This window comes from Bradyrhizobium sp. USDA 376, assembly GCF_054063675.1.
The window spans coordinates 7,511,661-7,526,946 of sequence record NZ_JBSSGN010000001.1 but is presented as its reverse complement, the minus strand read 5'-3'; the positions used below and the strand labels follow the sequence as shown (position 1 = coordinate 7,526,946).

At 63.3% G+C, this 15,286-nt stretch carries 15 protein-coding genes; 5 read left to right on the top strand and 10 right to left on the bottom strand.

The window, feature by feature from the left end:
* Positions 1-9 precede the first annotated feature (9 nt).
* Positions 10-255, bottom strand: coding sequence for a zinc-finger domain-containing protein (locus ACVJ19_RS35390; protein WP_007602543.1), 246 nt, complete (start codon positions 253-255; stop codon positions 10-12).
* 308 nt (positions 256-563) lie between these two features.
* Between ACVJ19_RS35390 and ACVJ19_RS35385 the strand changes: the two genes are divergently transcribed.
* A complete protein-coding gene (locus ACVJ19_RS35385) occupies positions 564-1,700 on the top strand; it encodes a hypothetical protein (protein WP_453953680.1) in 1,137 nt (378 codons plus the stop codon).
* A gap of 163 nt (positions 1,701-1,863) precedes the next feature.
* Complete coding sequence (locus ACVJ19_RS35380; protein WP_453953679.1) at positions 1,864-2,619, top strand: alpha/beta fold hydrolase; 756 nt, start codon at positions 1,864-1,866, stop codon at positions 2,617-2,619.
* Here ACVJ19_RS35380 and ACVJ19_RS35375 read toward each other — a convergent pair.
* Entirely contained in the window at positions 2,605-3,981 is a 1,377-nt protein-coding gene (locus ACVJ19_RS35375; RefSeq protein WP_453953678.1) for a hypothetical protein, read from the bottom strand. The genes ACVJ19_RS35380 and ACVJ19_RS35375 overlap by 15 nt on opposite strands.
* A 276-nt stretch (positions 3,982-4,257) precedes the next feature.
* Here ACVJ19_RS35375 and cysE point away from each other — a divergent pair, with 276 nt between their 5' ends.
* Together cysE and ACVJ19_RS35365 are read left to right on the top strand one after the other, a co-directional pair.
* Positions 4,258-5,082 carry a serine O-acetyltransferase gene (gene cysE / locus ACVJ19_RS35370; RefSeq protein WP_183240541.1) on the top strand — a complete coding sequence of 275 codons (825 nt, stop codon included), beginning with the start codon at positions 4,258-4,260 and terminating at the stop codon, positions 5,080-5,082.
* Between the two features lie 121 nt (positions 5,083-5,203).
* Complete coding sequence (locus ACVJ19_RS35365; RefSeq protein ID WP_007602550.1) at positions 5,204-5,422, top strand: DUF3126 family protein; 219 nt, start codon at positions 5,204-5,206, stop codon at positions 5,420-5,422.
* 94 nt (positions 5,423-5,516) lie between these two features.
* Here the strand turns inward: ACVJ19_RS35365 and ACVJ19_RS35360 are convergent, their stop codons facing one another.
* From ACVJ19_RS35360 to ACVJ19_RS35350, 3 genes are read right to left on the bottom strand one after another with little or no spacing between them, the layout of a single operon-like run.
* Positions 5,517-6,833: an FAD-dependent oxidoreductase gene (locus tag ACVJ19_RS35360; RefSeq protein ID WP_453953677.1), complete on the bottom strand. Its 1,317-nt coding sequence runs from the start codon at positions 6,831-6,833 to the stop codon at positions 5,517-5,519.
* Positions 6,830-7,135, bottom strand: a complete 306-nt coding sequence (locus tag ACVJ19_RS35355; RefSeq protein WP_453953676.1) for a 4Fe-4S dicluster domain-containing protein — start codon at positions 7,133-7,135, stop codon at positions 6,830-6,832. Before ACVJ19_RS35355 ends, ACVJ19_RS35360 begins: the two co-directional genes overlap by 4 nt.
* A 2-nt stretch (positions 7,136-7,137) precedes the next feature.
* Positions 7,138-9,264 (bottom strand): molybdopterin-containing oxidoreductase family protein, encoded by a 2,127-nt coding sequence (locus tag ACVJ19_RS35350; RefSeq protein ID WP_453953675.1) that lies wholly within the window; start codon positions 9,262-9,264, stop codon positions 7,138-7,140.
* 236 nt (positions 9,265-9,500) lie between these two features.
* Between ACVJ19_RS35350 and ACVJ19_RS35345 the strand changes: the two genes are divergently transcribed.
* Positions 9,501-10,355, top strand: coding sequence for a helix-turn-helix domain-containing protein (locus ACVJ19_RS35345; protein ID WP_453953674.1), 855 nt, complete (start codon positions 9,501-9,503; stop codon positions 10,353-10,355).
* A 186-nt stretch (positions 10,356-10,541) separates the two neighbouring features.
* Here the strand turns inward: ACVJ19_RS35345 and ACVJ19_RS35340 are convergent, their stop codons facing one another.
* From ACVJ19_RS35340 to ACVJ19_RS35320, 5 genes are all read right to left on the bottom strand, one after another.
* Positions 10,542-10,874 carry a cupin domain-containing protein gene (locus ACVJ19_RS35340; RefSeq protein WP_453953673.1) on the bottom strand — a complete coding sequence of 111 codons (333 nt, stop codon included), beginning with the start codon at positions 10,872-10,874 and terminating at the stop codon, positions 10,542-10,544.
* 244 nt (positions 10,875-11,118) lie between these two features.
* A complete protein-coding gene (locus tag ACVJ19_RS35335) occupies positions 11,119-12,543 on the bottom strand; it encodes a TRAP transporter large permease (protein WP_453953672.1) in 1,425 nt (474 codons plus the stop codon).
* On the bottom strand, positions 12,540-13,103 hold the full coding sequence (locus ACVJ19_RS35330) for a TRAP transporter small permease subunit (RefSeq protein ID WP_453953671.1): 564 nt from the start codon (positions 13,101-13,103) through the stop codon (positions 12,540-12,542). Before ACVJ19_RS35330 ends, ACVJ19_RS35335 begins: the two co-directional genes overlap by 4 nt.
* Before the next feature lie 112 nt (positions 13,104-13,215).
* A complete protein-coding gene (locus ACVJ19_RS35325; RefSeq protein WP_453953670.1) occupies positions 13,216-14,322 on the bottom strand; it encodes a TRAP transporter substrate-binding protein in 1,107 nt (368 codons plus the stop codon).
* Positions 14,323-14,720: 398 nt separating this feature from the next.
* Positions 14,721-15,116 (bottom strand): PaaI family thioesterase, encoded by a 396-nt coding sequence (locus tag ACVJ19_RS35320; RefSeq protein ID WP_453953669.1) that lies wholly within the window; start codon positions 15,114-15,116, stop codon positions 14,721-14,723.
* Between the last annotated feature and the right edge of the window lie 170 nt (positions 15,117-15,286).

Below are 15,286 nucleotides of genomic sequence, written 5' to 3'. Positions count from 1 at the left end.
TGGATGCGGTCAGGCCACCTTGTCCTTGAGGACGCATTCCGGCGGCCGCGCTTCGCCGGCCTTCAGGTCGGCGGCGAACCGGTACAGCGTCGAGCAGTAAGGGCAGATGATCTCGTTGTCGTTGCCGAGGTCGAGGAAGACGTGCGGATGATCGAACGGAGGGTTGGCGCCAACGCACATGAACTCTTGCGAGCCGATCTCGATGACGGGGACACCGGCATCGTTGTGGAAGTGCGGGACGACATGGTCGGACATCGTAGTTCATCCTGGAGTGGCAATGGCGGCAGGTACAATCAAAAACTGACGCGGCATCTTTGAGGCGCCGCGGACCATAAAGGCGGGTGCAGATGATTGCTAGTCCAGCGGAACCGAAAGCCCCGCAATTGCCCCATGCTCATTTGCTCATGCAAATTCGACACAATCTTGCCGCCTGAGAGAAGCCCTTCTTTCGTCGGGGACGTTGTGTCGCAATTTTGGCATACTATGTCTGAGGACGCGCGCAATTGAGGCAAAAGACGAATCATCAGGCGCTGGCGATCTTGGGACCCTCCGGGCTTTTCCGTATGAAATGGCTGCGAATCAGCACTGCGTTGACCGGTATTGCGGCTTGCAGCTTCCTGCTCGTGCAGGTAGCGCCGCATGCCCGTGAGGCCGGCGCGGTCCTCGCCGCCCAGGACGATCCGGCCGCGCTCTCCGAGCTCAGGCTCGATGCGCTGCTGCGACAGAACGACCACCTGGTCCAGGACAACATCGAGGCCGCGCTCGCCGCCGGCGACGCCGATCTCGCCGACAGTTTCGTGGCGCTGGCGCGTGACCGGAACATCGCGCTTCCGGACGACCTCCTCAACCGCGTGAGCGATGCGGTCAAGGCGGAAAACTCCACCTCGCATTTCGCGAAACGTTTTGCCACCGGCCTCGTCACTGGCAATGCCGACGACGTCGCGAGCCTGTCCGGAACCGTTGCCGGCGACCTCTTCGTGATCGGCGATGTCAGGGACGTCGTGCGCGAGGGCAAGCATCTGGCGATGGGCGAGGAGACCGACCGTCTGGTGCTCGGCCTTGCGACCGCGGGCCTTGCGGTGACGGCGGCAACCTACGTCTCCGTCGGCGGCGCCGCGCCGGTGCGGGCCGGGCTGACGCTGGTGAAGGATGCGCGGAAGGTCGGACGGCTCGGCGAGGGGTTAGCTGCATGGGCCGGCCGTTCCGCACGCGAGATCGTCGACACCCCGATGCTTCAGAACGCGGTCGCCAAGGGTTCCGTGTTCCGCCCGGGCGAGACCGTGAGCGCGATCAGGGCCGCGTTCCGTGCCGAGAAGGCGGGGGCGCTGGTCCGGTTCGGCAAGGACGTCACGCGCGTGGCCGGGAAGACCGGTACGCGCGGTGCGATGGACACGTTGCGCATTGCCGAAGGCCCCAAGGACGTCGCGCGCGCGGCGCGGCTGGCCGAAGCGCAGGGCAGCAAGACCCGCGCGATCATGAAGCTGCTCGGCCGCGGCGCGTTGCTGCTGATCGGCGGCGTGTTCGATCTGGCGATGTGGCTGTTCGGCGCGGCACTGACGCTGTTCGGCCTGTTGTCCTCGATCAAGGCGACCACCGAACGCCTCACCCAGGCCTGGTGCGATCGCAAGAGGGCGCAGCGGCTCCGCCGTGCCCAGATCGCCGCCGAAGCCGCTCTGGCGGATGCGGCCCTTAAGGCCTAAAGCGCGACGAGATTGAGGTCATTCGTCGTCGCGCCTGGGCTATTGTTTGGGCATGATCTCCGCGCAAACGCGTTCCGCGTTTGCCGCGAGGAAAAACCGCTGCACACTTTTCCGGATCATGCTCTAAGATCGATTGTCCCCCCTCAAGACCGCGGAACTGATGATGCCGAGCTTTCACAACGGCGCCGTTGAAATTGCCTATCTCGACGAAGGCGAGGGCGATCCGATCATCCTGGTGCACGGCTTTGCCTCGAGCAAGAACGTGAACTGGGTCTATCCGACCTGGGTCTCCGAGCTGCGCAAGAACGGCCGCCGGGTGATTGCGCTCGACAATCGCGGCCATGGCGAAAGCGCAAAGCTCTACGAGCCCGTGCAATATTCGATTCCGACCATGGCCGGCGACGTGCTGGCGCTGATGGATCATCTCGCCATCCCGCAGGCCGATATCATGGGCTATTCCATGGGCGGACGGATGACGGCCTGGCTCGGCCTCAACGAGCCGCAGCGCCTGCGCTCGGCGATCCTCGGCGGCATCGGCATCGGCGGCCTGATCGAGGGCACCGGCCCCGGCGAGAACGTGGCGAAGGCGCTCGAAGCCCCCTCGCTCGACGACGTCGCCGATCCCGTCGGCCGCACGTTTCGCGCGTTTGCCGATCAGACCCGGTCTGACCGCAAGGCGCTCGCCGCGTGCCTCCGCGGCACGCGCGATCTCATGACGAGGCAAGAGGCCGCGCAGATCGACGTGCCCGTGCTGATCGCGGTCGGCTCGACCGACGATGTCGCGGGCTCCGCCAGCGCGCTCGGCGCCATCATTCCGGGTTCGGAAGTGCTGGACATTCCGGGTCGCGATCACATGCGCGCGGTGGGCGACAAGGTCTACAAGACCGGCGTGCTCGATTTCCTCTCACGCCGCGGCTGAAGCCTTCTCCGCCGGCTCGTCGTCACCGAACGCGCGGGATAGCGCCATCAAGACCACGAAGGTCGCGACCCAGGCCATCCGCGCGCCATAGCGGTCGTGCGGGCCGGAGATGACGGCGCAGATGAAGGCGTTGCCGAGCAGCGCCAGCGTCACGGTCGCCGCCAGCAGGGTCAGATCGTCGAGCCGGCGGTTCGCGAGGCCATGCACGATCAGCGCGACCAGCGCCAGCATCGAGGCCAGCGCGACGGGGACATGCAGCCAGTTGACGTAGTCGAAATCGACGCCCCAGTGCTGCTGGCGCGCGGCGCGCATCGGCGCGACCTGGGCGGGGATATAACGCTCGATGATGCCATAGGTGTGCGGGATCCAGCCATTGGTGCCTTCGCCGGTCGCCACATGCAGCAATTGCTGGCCCATCGCCCGCAGCGCCGCGCCGGCCTGCCAGGCCGGGTAGTCGGCGAGCGAATGCACCACGATGTAGCTCATCTCGTCGTTCATGCCTTCGAAACGGCCGAGCGTGTTGAACATGCTCTTGCCCCACAGGAATTCGTCGGCGGTCGCCGGCAATTGGTTGCGATAGGGACAGAGCTTGAAGTTTTCGCGCGGGCAATGGTCGTTGAGAAACCGCGTGACGATGCCGTCCTGCATCATGCGGCCGAAGGCGACGCCATAGCCGCCGGGCGTCCAGGCCCATTTCCCCGACAGCGCGTGGTTCGCCGAGACCAGCATCAGGCCGCCGGCGACGATGGTCATGCTCGCCTGCGCCAGTCCTGCGCGCGGAAGCCTGCGGCCGAGGAGCGGCCGCGCCGTCCAGCCGGCGACGCAGAGGCCGAGCAGCACGCCGAGCGTGGCGCTATGGGTTGCGGCGGCAAAGGCGGTGAAGCCGAACAGCGAGATCTTTTCGAGCGTTGACGTCCGTTTTCCGCCGATGACCAGCAGGAACAGCGACAGGATCGACAGCCCGGCGAAGATGTCCGTGAGCAGCATGCTGGCGAGCCAGGGCAGCGCCGTCGATACGATCAGGAGCAGGCTGATCGCGACGAAGCGGGACGTCTGCATCAGGCCGAGCACGCGTAAGGTGAGCTGCAACAGCCAGAGCGCCGCCAGCGACTGGGCCGCGAGGTTGACCCAGAAGCCGAAGCTTTCGCCATAGTGCAGATAGAGCCCGAACACGGTGGATCGGCTGGGGACGAGATAGCCTTCGTACCAGCGCGCCAGATAGCCGCCGGTATCCCATTGCAACAGCGGATAGCCGTTCCAGAATGCCGGTGTGATCATCAGGAGGGGCAGAATGACGGCCGCCAGGCGCAGCCAAAGCGATCCCGCGGCGCCCGCGCGCAATTGATCGGTGGTGATGCTCAAAACCGCTCCGTCGTCGTCCGGACACTGCCCGCAATAAGGCTTGGGAGAGAATTCACCAATAGTTTGACGCCGGCCGGCTTGAAATTGGCAAAACCCTGACCACTTTGAGCCAACCTTGTCGCCTGGGGGCGCCAGAATAAATCGTTGTGTTTCAAGGTATTGGCATGCTTTCGTGGGGCAAGGTGCTGTTCACTCTCAGGCAAGCACGTCAGGACTTTGTCGCCTAGACTGTGCTATAGAGCCCGCAAAACGAGCCCATTCGAAAGAGCAAATCCCATGGCAGTGCATCAGGTCAATCCGGGAGGAAAGCTCGCCTCGCTCGATCCGATCTGGGACCGGATCCGGGGCGAAGCGGAGGACATCGTCCATCGCGAGCCCGAGCTTGCGACCTTCATCTACTCGACGGTGCTTCACCACAGCCGTCTCGAGGATTCGGTGATCCACCGTCTCGCCGACCGGCTCGATCACTCCGCGCTGTCGGGCGATCTCGTGCGCCAGACCTATGACGAGGCGCTGCGCGACGATCCCGATCTCGGCAACGCCTTCCGCGCCGATCTCGTCGCCGTCTATGATCGCGACCCCGCGACCTCGCGCTTCATCGATCCCTTGCTCTACTTCAAGGGTTTTCACGCGATCCAGACCCATCGCCTCGCGCACTGGCTCTATCTGAAGGGCCGCAAGGACTTTGCGTATTACCTCCAGAGCCGCGCCTCGGCGGTGTTCCAGACCGACATCAATCCCGCCGCGCGCATCGGCCGCGGCATCTTCCTCGATCACGCCACCGGCTTCGTCTGCGGCGAGACGGCTGTGATCGAGGACGACGTCTCGATCCTGCACGGCGTCACGCTCGGCGGCACCGGCAAGGAGAACGAGGACCGTCATCCGAAGATCCGCCATGGCGTGCTGATCGGCGCCGGCGCAAAGATTCTCGGCAACATCGAGATCGGCCATTGCGCGCGCATCGCGGCGGGCTCGGTCGTGGTGAAGCCGGTGCCGCACAACGTCACGGTCGCGGGCGTGCCGGCCAAGATCGTCGGCGAAGCCGGCTGCGCCGAGCCGTCGCGCACCATGGATCAGATGATCAACGCGATGGGGCTCTAAGCTCGTAACAAGGGCCGGATTCTCCGGCCCTTTCGTCCCCAAAATTCTTTGGCAATTCATGCTGGCGGTTCGTCGCGTCTCGTCCTAAAACCCGCCGACCAATTTTGATCGGAGACTTGCCGTGGACGTCAAAGAAGTCAGAAAGCTGGACGCGTATCTGAAGCGCGTATTCGGCAATCCCAAGATCCGCGTCGTGCCGCGGCCGAAGAAGGATGATTCCGCCGAGGTTTATATCGGCGAGGAATTCATCGGCGTGCTGTTCGTCGACGACGAGGACGACGATCGCTCGTTCCAGTTCCAGATGGCGATCCTCGAGGACGATCTCGTCGATCAGGAATAGGGCATGATCCGGAAAAGTGTGAAGCGGTTTTCCGAAAAGATCATGCTCAAACAATAACCTGAAGCGCTGTCCGGTGCTGTGACCCGGTTCGGGGTCACGCGCCCACCGCGGCGAGCATGTCGGGGATCGTGACGAATTTCTCCCGCGGCTTGCCGAGCAGCGCTCCCCTGCATTTCTCGGCCGCATCGATCGTCATCCAGTCCGGATAGCTCACGATTCGTGCGACGCGGCTGACCACGCGCGAAAGCAATGCCTCGGGCGTGTCCGAAGGCGTCCGCCGGTGGACGAGATCGGCCAGGACGGCCTCTGCGGTGGCGATCCCGCAGCCGCGATTGGTGCCGATCGTGCCGCTCGGCCCGCGCTTGCTCCATCCGCAGACATAGAGCCCCTCGATCACTGAACCACCGTTCGCGACACGTCCATCCATGTTGGCATGGACGCCGCGATCGTCATCGTAGGGAACGCCGGCGACAGGCATCGTTCGTCGGCCGACGCTGCTGAAGACGAGGCCGCAAGCGATGTCCTCGACGGCGCCTGACCGGTGCCTGAATGAGATCGTTTCGACCCGGCCGCGACCCTTGATCGCGACGGGCGACAGGCCAAAGCGAACGAGACAGCGCCGCGGCTTGGTCGCGGCATGCTGCGAGAAGTCGCGCAGCAGCGACAGCTTTTCGATCAGCTCCGGATCTCCGGGGTTCAGCGGTTCGAATTCGTCCGGCGCGACGTCGCGGACGTCGACAGCCGTGTCGCACGCGCGCAATTCGAGGAAGTCGCGCAATTCCTTCGCGCTGAATTTTGCCTGGGCCGGTCCGCCGCGGCCGACGATGGAGATCTCCCGAATCCGGCTCTCCGCCAGAACCTCGAGCGCGTGGCGCGCGATGTCGGTCTGGCGCAGCTCGTCGGCTGTCTTGGCGAGAATGCGTGCGACGTCGAGCGCGACATTGCCATGACCGATGACGATCGCAGCCTCATGGTCGAGATCGAACTGGAGGTCGCGGAATTCCGGGTGACCGTTGTACCACGCGACGAAATCACCTGCGCTGTGGCTCCCGGGCAGAGCTTCGCCCGGAATGCCGAGAGGCCGGCTCAGTTCGGCGCCCGTTGCAAGCACGACAGCGTCATAGGCCTCGCAGAGTTCGTCGACGGTGACATCGTCTCCGACTTTGACGCCGCCGATGAAACGAAAGCCAGGCGCTTTCGCGATCCTGTCGAAGGCGACGGTGACCTGCTTGAGCTTCGGATGGTCGGGCGCAACGCCGAACCGTACCAGCCCGTACGGCACGGGCAGCCGTTCGAACATGTCGACGGTCGCGGGCGCGCCGGAGCGCAACAGGGCCTCGGTCGTGTAGAAGCCGCTCGGTCCGCTGCCGACGACTGCGATGCGGAATTCGTTCGCAGCAGAACCCGTCATCGGCCCAATGCCAGCTTGCGCTCATCGGCGCCGGGCAGCGGCGCCAGGCGTGCGCTGATGACGGGAGTCTCCGCGGCGCGCTTGCGGTTGACGTCGATCCAATACTTCTTGTCCGCGGCCAGGCGATAGTCCGGCTCGATCGCGCCGACCGGACAGGCCGGTGCGCAGCCGCCGCAGTCGATGCAATTCTCCGGATCGATATAGGTCATGGCGTCGTCGACGTGAAAGCACTCCACGGGACAAACGGTGACGCACTCCGTGTATCGGCAGCCGCGGCAATTGTCGGTGACCACATATGTCATCGTCAGGCCCCGCTGACCTGAACGAGGATGTCGGAGAATGTCGGCGCACGGCCGAGGTCGGCGAAGGCGGGCGGTGTCAGCACGTGAACCGTCGCGCCTCTGCGGTTGGAGCGCTGCCAATAGCCGGACGGCGCCACCACGACGCCCGGCATGATGTCGGGCGAAACGGTGGCGAACGCCTCGAACGAGCCGCGATCGTTGAACACGCGGATCGGCGCGCCTGCGACGATCCCGCGCTTTGCCGCGTCATCGGGGTTGAGAAGCACCGCCTGCTCCTCGCCGGCTTGCGCGGTTTGCGCGGGCAGGTTGCCGTAGTTGGAATTCAGGAAGGCGTGGCTCTTCGGCGAGATCAGGCTGAGCGGATATCGCGTTGCGAGTACGGGTGCCGTGCGCGCGTTCTCGTTCGGTGGAATGTAGTGGGGCAGGGGATCGACCGGCGCGCCATCCTGGTCGCCGTTGTAGCCCTGGCGGAACAGCGGCACCACGAAGTTGCCGCCGCCGGCGATCGTCGACTTGAACTCGCACTTGCCGGACGCCGTCGGAAAATTACCCTCGCGATGCGGCGCCCAGTCGGCGGGCGCCGGCATGGTGAGGCGCACATAGCCCTTGGCCTTGACGTCGTCGAGCGTGATGCCTGATAGCACCGGGCTCGTCCAGTCGAGCGAGGTCTCGATGATCTCATCGTCGCTGCGGAAGAAGGACGGATCCGTGACGCCCATTGCGCGCGCGAGGCGACGGAAGAGCTCGGTGTTGGAGACGGCTTCGCCGAGCGGCGCGATCGCCTGGTTGTTGTAGGACAAGTAAAGATGTCCCCAGGAGAACATGATGTCCTTCTGCTCGAGCTGGGTGGTCGCGGGCAGGACGATGTCGGCATATCTGGCGGTGTCGGTCAGGAAGTGCTCGCTGACGACGGTGAAGAGGTCCTCGCGTTCGAGGCCCTTTTCAAGCTTGCCCTGTTCCGTCACCATCGCCATCGGATTGGCGTTGTAGACGAACAGTGCCTTGATCGGCGGGTCGAAGCCGAGCTCGCCGGTCAGCGCAGCTCCGAGACGCCAGGAATTCAGCACGCGCATCTTCTCCGGCTGGAGATCGGGACGCATCAAGACGTCCCATCTGACCGGGAATGCCCAGATCGGCAGCTGGAGCAGCCCGCCGCCGACATGCTTCCAGGCGCCGATCAGTCCCGGAAGGCAGGCGATCGCGCGCACGGTCTGGCCGCCGCCGGCATGCCGCTCGACCGCCACGCCGATGCGCACGACCGCGGGCGGCGTGGTCGCATATTCCCGCGCCAGCTTGACGATGTCGCTGGCGGGAATGCCGGTTTCCTGCGAGGCGAATTCGGGGGTGTAGCTCGACGCCCGTTCCGCGAGCTCGTCGTAGCCGACGGTGTATTTGTCGACGTAGTCGCGATCGACCAGGTTCTCCTTGATGATGACGTGGATCATCGCCAGCGCGAGCGCGGCGTCGGTGCCGGGCCGGATCGGGATATGCCAGTCGGCGAGGCGCGCGGTGCGGGTGCGGACGGGATCGATCACCACGAGCTTGGCGCCGGCCTTCTTCGCCTGCTCGATGAACGGCCAGTGATGCGAGTTCGTGCTCAGCGTGTTGCAGGCCCACAGGATGATGTATTTCGAATGCACGAAGCTCTCAGGGTCGACGCCCGGCGTGTGCCCGATCGTCATCATGTAGGCCGTGCACGAGGCGGAGTCGCAGAACGTGCGCTCAAGCACGGTCGCCCCTAATTTGTTGAAGAGGGGATCGCCGACGTTGAGCCCGTTGATGATACCCTGCGTGCCCAGATAGCTGTAGGGCAGGATCGCCTGCGCCCCGTGCTCGGCGATGATTGATTTCCAGCGCGATGCGATGGTCTGCAGGGCTTCGTCCCAGGAGATCCGCTGAAACTGCCTGGAGCCCTTCGGGCCGACCCGCTTTAGCGGGTAGAGAACGCGCTTGTCGCTATAGACGCGCTCCTCATAGTTGTTGACCTTGACGCAGAGCCGTCCGCGCGTGAACGGATGATCGGGATTGCCGCGGACCGCGATGGCCTTGCCATCCTCGACCGTGGTCAGGATGGAACAGGTGTCCGGGCAATCGTGGGGGCACGCGCCGATGACCGTGGTCCGGGCCATGGATCTCTCCGTCTCCTGATTCAAGACGGCTGAGAATGCGGCGGCCGGGCGTGGTCTGGCTTTTCAAAATGTGCGGTGTTGTTGTCCCGGACTGCTCTCGGCCCGTGGACGGCTGGCCGGATGTCTGGCATGCTAATTGCTGGACCCGGCAATACCTCTTTACCCACATCGCGCTATCGCGGAGATTCACGATGGGTATGCTTGGCAACTCTGTCGATAAATATGTTACCGGCAGAATGCTTCAGACGTCCAACGACCGGCGATGGGGGCACCTCCTGGCCGAGCGCTGGAGCCATGAGCCGGGCGATCTGCCGCCGCAATTGCCGCGCGACACCGAGATCGCAATCCTGCTGCGCGGCAACTCCGTCGTCGACCGGGAAGGCGCGGGCATGCGGCAGCGCACTTTCGGCAGAAAGGGCACCGTGTGGCTCTGTCCGGCCGGCATTCGCGAGGATTTCATCCGCGTCGAGAACCAGATGCAGGAGTGCCTGCATATCTTTCTTCCGGGACAGCCGTTCGACGACACCATGCTTCGGGATCTCGATATCGACCCGTCGGGCATGTCCATCCGCTACGAGAGTATCGACCGGGATAGCTTCATCGAGCACGTCGCGGAACGGATCCTTGGCGAGCTCGAGCAGGAGACATCGACCGGCCGACTCCTGGTCGAGAGTCTCGGACGCGCCTTGTCGGCCCATCTCGTGCACAGCTATTCGGCCACGTCAGTCCGGTTGAAGCAGTCCTACGCCGTCCAGAAGCCGCTCGATGCCAGGCGCCTGTCGCGCGTGACCGACTTCATCGACGCCTCCGTCGAGCGCGATTTCACGGTCAAGGATCTGGCGTCGGTGGCGTGCATGAGCCCGGCGCATTTCTCCCGCAGCTTCAAGGCCGCGACTGGAGCTGCGCCGCATGAATATGTCAGCCGCCAGCGTCTCGATCTCGCCAAGCGGCTCCTGTCCACCAGCGATAGCCCGCTGGTCGACATCGCCTATGCCGCGGGATTTTCGTCGCAGGCCAATTTCAACCGCGCCTTTCGCAAGGCGGTCGGGACGACGCCGAGCCTGTATCGGGCGCAGAAGGGGCGCGACTAGGAAGTCTGCCGATTAATGCGCAGATGTCGGGTTTTGGGGTGCTAAGCAGAAATCGGATGCTCGATCTGAGTGTTACCGCTTGTGACCCGACGCGGTCCTCATCCACGGCGGTGCATCACCGTGCGCGAATGCGGACCAATACACTGGTCGATCTCCGCACTCGGCTGATCCGATTGCGATAAGCGCTCACTCGAAATGGACGGCGAGCCAGACCGTTGGCTGTTGCGGCTCCGTCCACTCGACGCGATGGCGTGTCCTTGCAGGGATGAAGACGTAATCCCCCACGCCCAGCGATCGCGCGGCAAGCTCATGTTCGAACTGCAATGTGGCGCGCCCTTTCAGCACGATCACCCACTCGTTCCACGCCTGATCATACCAGAAGCCCGGCGGACTAGTTTGCCCCTGCGATATAATGCGCTCGATCTTCAAGCCAGGCCGCGCGAGGATTTCGCTGAACGCCTCTTCCCCTATGTTGGCGGCCGAAACATCCGCGAATAGATTGCCTGGCTGGATTGTCATCGATATTCCCACGCCTTTCCAGAGCCGAATTACCTGCAAGCCCACGTAGCGCCCCATTCAGGTCCGTTCAACGGTGCATAGCGGACCGGATTTGCTCACGTTGAGTTCTTCGCATTTTGACCCAGAGCGGCCGCGGAGCTTGGCTAGTGTCCGTTTGCCACCACAAGCGGCCGTTTCGGTAAAGTCCCCCTTTTGACCGGTACCAAGCGGAAATTGAGCAGCGCAGCGCACGCAATCGCGCGGGCTACTTCTTTTTTGGTGTCAACCAGTCGTCGTCTTCCAGGGACGGTGCTTGTTTCTGCTGTTCCAGGATTCTTCTGTACTCCTCGGGGATCACCTGGCTGCGAGATGCTTCATGCAGCGTGTGTGGGAACCAGGTCGCGATGCCCGGGAAAGCAATCATCAGGCCAACGCAGATCACCTGCAGCATCATGAACTGGAACATGCCGGCGTAAATCGTCGCGAGACTCCAGCCCTTGACCACCTGCTTGAGATAGTACGCTGACATGGCGACCGGCGGCGACAGGAAGGCGGTCTGTAGCACCACCGCAACCAACGCTCCGAACCATATGAGGTCGATGCCCATGCCCTTCACGACGGGATAGAAGATCGGCAGGAACACCAGGATGATGGCTGGCCACTCAAACGGCCACCCCAACAGGAAAATGAGAAAGAGCACGACAATCAGCATGAGGCTGGGCGGCAGCTGCAGGGCGAGCATCGTCTCGGTGATCCAGTTCGCCGAGCCGAGGCGGGCGAACACCGCACCGAAAATGTTCGACGTAACCGCCAGCAGCAGGACCATGCTCGACGTCGCCATCGTCGAGGTCATGGCACGCTGCAGTCCGCTGAACGAGAACCTGCCATATGCGATGGCCAGGATCAGCGCGCCGACGCTGCCGATCCCGGCGGCCTCCGTCGGCGTCGCGAGCCCCCCGATGATCGAGCCGAGCGTCGCCGTGATGAGCCCGAGCAGCGGCAGCGTGCCGACGATCACCTCGCGCGCAATGTATCCAACGGAGTGGATCCGCTCATCCTTTGGCACCGGCGGCCCGAGCTTGGGATTGATGAAGGAGCGGCCCATCAGATAGACGATGTAGATGCCGGCCAGCAGAAAGCCCGGTCCGAAGGCTGCAGCATAGAGATCGGCGACCGATACCCCGAGCACCGGCCCCATCACGATCAGCATGACCGACGGGGGAATGAGAATGCCGAGCGTACCGCCCGCCGTGATGGTGCCCGCTGAAAGCTTGGCGTCATAACCCGCCTTCATCATGATCGGCGAGGCCATGATGCCAAGAACGGTGACGGCTGCGCCGACGATGCCTGTCGCCATCGCGAACACGGTCGAGGTCAGGATGACGACGAGGAAGAGTGCGCCGCGCACCGGCGCAAGCAGCATGCGGAACGCCGTAAAAAGGCGCTCCATCAGTCCCGCCTGCTCGGTGATGAAGCCCATGAAGATGAACAGCGGCACGGCGGCGAGGAGTTCTTCCTTCATCATGCCGATGGTCTGGAAGTAACCAAGCTCGAAGACCGTCGCGCCCATGCCCCAGTAGCCGAACGTAAAGGCGAGAAACAGCAACGTGAACGAGATCGGCACACCGATGAAGATCGCGCCGAGCAGCACCAGCAGCATGATGAGGCCGATGAGCGCTTCTGCGGTCATATCTCGACCTTCTCCTTGTGCTCGAGCTCGACGCCGGTGCGCGCCATGTAGATGCTCTTGATCAGTTCGGATGCGCCCTGGATCAGAAGCAGCAGGCAGGCGAGCGGCACGACGAACTTGAACGGCCACAGCACAGGCCGCCACGGTGTCTGGTCCGAAGTCTCGTTGATTTGCCAGGCGTAGTGAAATTCGTTCCAGCTGATCAGGAACAGCATGATCAGGCTCGGGAAGAAGAAGACGACATAGGAGATCGTATCGATCCAACCCTTCCTGCGGATCGAGAACTTTTCCCAGAAGAAGTCGGTGCGGATATGAGCACCCTTGTGCAGCGCGTAAGCGGCGCCGAGCATGAACAGTGAGCCGTAAAGCATGTAGGTCGCGTCGTAGGCCCATATCGTCGGCGCGTTGAACAGGTAACGCGCTCCGACCTCGTAGGCGACGGCCAGAACCAGCGGCACAGAGAGCCACGAGATGATCGTGCCGGTCCGGTCCGTGAAGCCGTCGATGATCCTGATTATCGCCAGCAGCGCCGGCGGCTGCCTGCCTGTTACCTCAGCCATGCCTCGCCCCTTTCGCTGACCGTTCGGACGGCGCATTTGCGGCGCGACGCAGAGCGGCCGCATGAGCCGCATCAATGGAGGGCGGCCGGAGCGGCCGCCCTCGGAGGAAGCCCTATTTCTCGACCGGGAAGTAATAGTTCGCCATGAAAGAGTATGGCGGGAAATAGAACCGCTTGTACGGCACCACAGCGCTGGCATAGGCCTTCTGCGAGTCATGCACCTTCTTGAAGAAGGGGTTCCTGGCGCCCTCGGCCGCCGCGATCTCGTCCCACTTCTTGATGAAGGTCAGCAGGATCTCGGTCGGCGTGCGCAGGATCTGCACGCCGTGCTTCTGCTGCATCTCGATCAGCGCGTCGGCGTTCTGGCGCTGCCACTTGGTCCACCAGACGAGGAATGTCTCGTTGGCCGCCGACTTGATGATCTCCTGATGTTGCGGGCTGAGCTCCTTCCACACATCGCCGTTGATCACGATTTCGCCGACCGTCACGTTCTCATGCAGGCCAGGCGAATAGTGGTACTTCCATACGTTGTGGAAGCCGAGCTGCAGGTCCTCGATGCCGCCGACCCATTCCGCGCAATCGATCACGCCGCGCTGTGCGGAGGGAATGATCTCCCCACCCGGCATGTTGACCACCGTGAAGCCGAGCGCCTGCCACACCTCGCCGGCCATGCCGGTCTGGCGGCATTTCATGCCCTTCATGTCCTCGACCGTCTGGATCGGCTTCTTGAACCAGCCGAACGCCTGCGGCCCTGCAGGCAGGATTGGGAACACGACCAGGTTGAGCTTGAGCTCCTTCTGATAGAACTCGTTGTAAAGATCGAGGCCGCCGCCGTGATAGAACCAGCCCATCACGTCCATGTAGTCCATGCCGAAGGTGCCGCCGGGACCGCCGGTGAACAGGATCGCAGTCTTGTTCTTGCCGGTCCAGTAGCCGGCCCACGCATGCGCTCCGTCGAGCACCTTCTTGTGGGTTGCATCCAGCACCTCGAACGCCGGCACGACCTGGCCGGCGGGCATCGCCTCGATCTTCAGCGTACCGGCCGACAGCTTGTTCACCCGATCGGCGAAATAGGTGAAGTTGTCATAGAGCGTGAGCGACGCCGGCCATGTGGCCTGCATCTTCAACACTTTCGTCTGCGCCATGACTGCAGTGGTGGATACGACAAACGCCGAAGCGATCAGGGCAACGGCGATTACCCTCAGAAACAAGCGTTTCATGAGTCATCTCCTCCCTTGGACGACGTGACCGCGGCGAACTATTTTCTTCGTTGTTCTTGGGTCGCCAAATCGTCAAACCACGTCTGCCACCATTCTGCCACCATCGCCGCAAGTTGTCATCTTGCTTTCTGGCCGCAGCAAGCGCTGGAATTGGACATGGTCCAGACGTCAGCTCTTGGCCCATTGCGTCGAACCTCAATCCTCATCTTGGCGTCAGCTCTTTGGCGTAGACCGGACCTGGTCATGGTCCCAGCTGATCGACGAGAATGACCCCCGAACAGACATTGCATGCGTGCGCCCATTTGATCGAACGCGTAGAAGTGCGGCTAGTCTCGGGGACTGCAATTGACGGGCGCCAATGACGGGCGTCATCGACCGAGCGCCTGCGGCTTCGAGATCTACTTCTTTGCGAGAATGCGTAGCTGCGCAGTGGCGTCGGCCACCGTCACCTCGGCGGCATCGACGAGATCGGCTTGCACGACCATGTCGCGATCCGTCTGCGCGACGATGCGCGCTCGCGCTGTGATGGGCCCGACCGCCGCAGGTTTCAGGAAGCGTGTATCGAGGCTCTTGGTCACCGCGGTTTGATCGGGTGGGAGCGCAGCGAGTGCGCAAATGCCAGTGGCGGAGTCCAGCATCGCCGCCAGAAATCCGCCCTGGATTGTCCCGTGCCTGTTGGTGAAGGCGACCTGAGCCTGGAAGCGGATCAGCGCATGCCCGCTCTCGTCGAAGCCCAGCCATTCGCGCCCGAGCAGTTGCGCGCCGGGTGGGAGATGTGCCGCCGCATCATTCACATCGATTTCCCCATGATGCCATTATGCCCCTGTTTTGCCCGACGGGTCAACCGGACTTCGAAAAAGACGAAGTGGCGCCAGGCGCCTGGCTACTGTGCATGGGGTTGTTTTCGACTTTTTGTCCGGGAGGCGCCGGCCGATCCCTGCAAGCCGGTCTTGCGGCGGGGCAA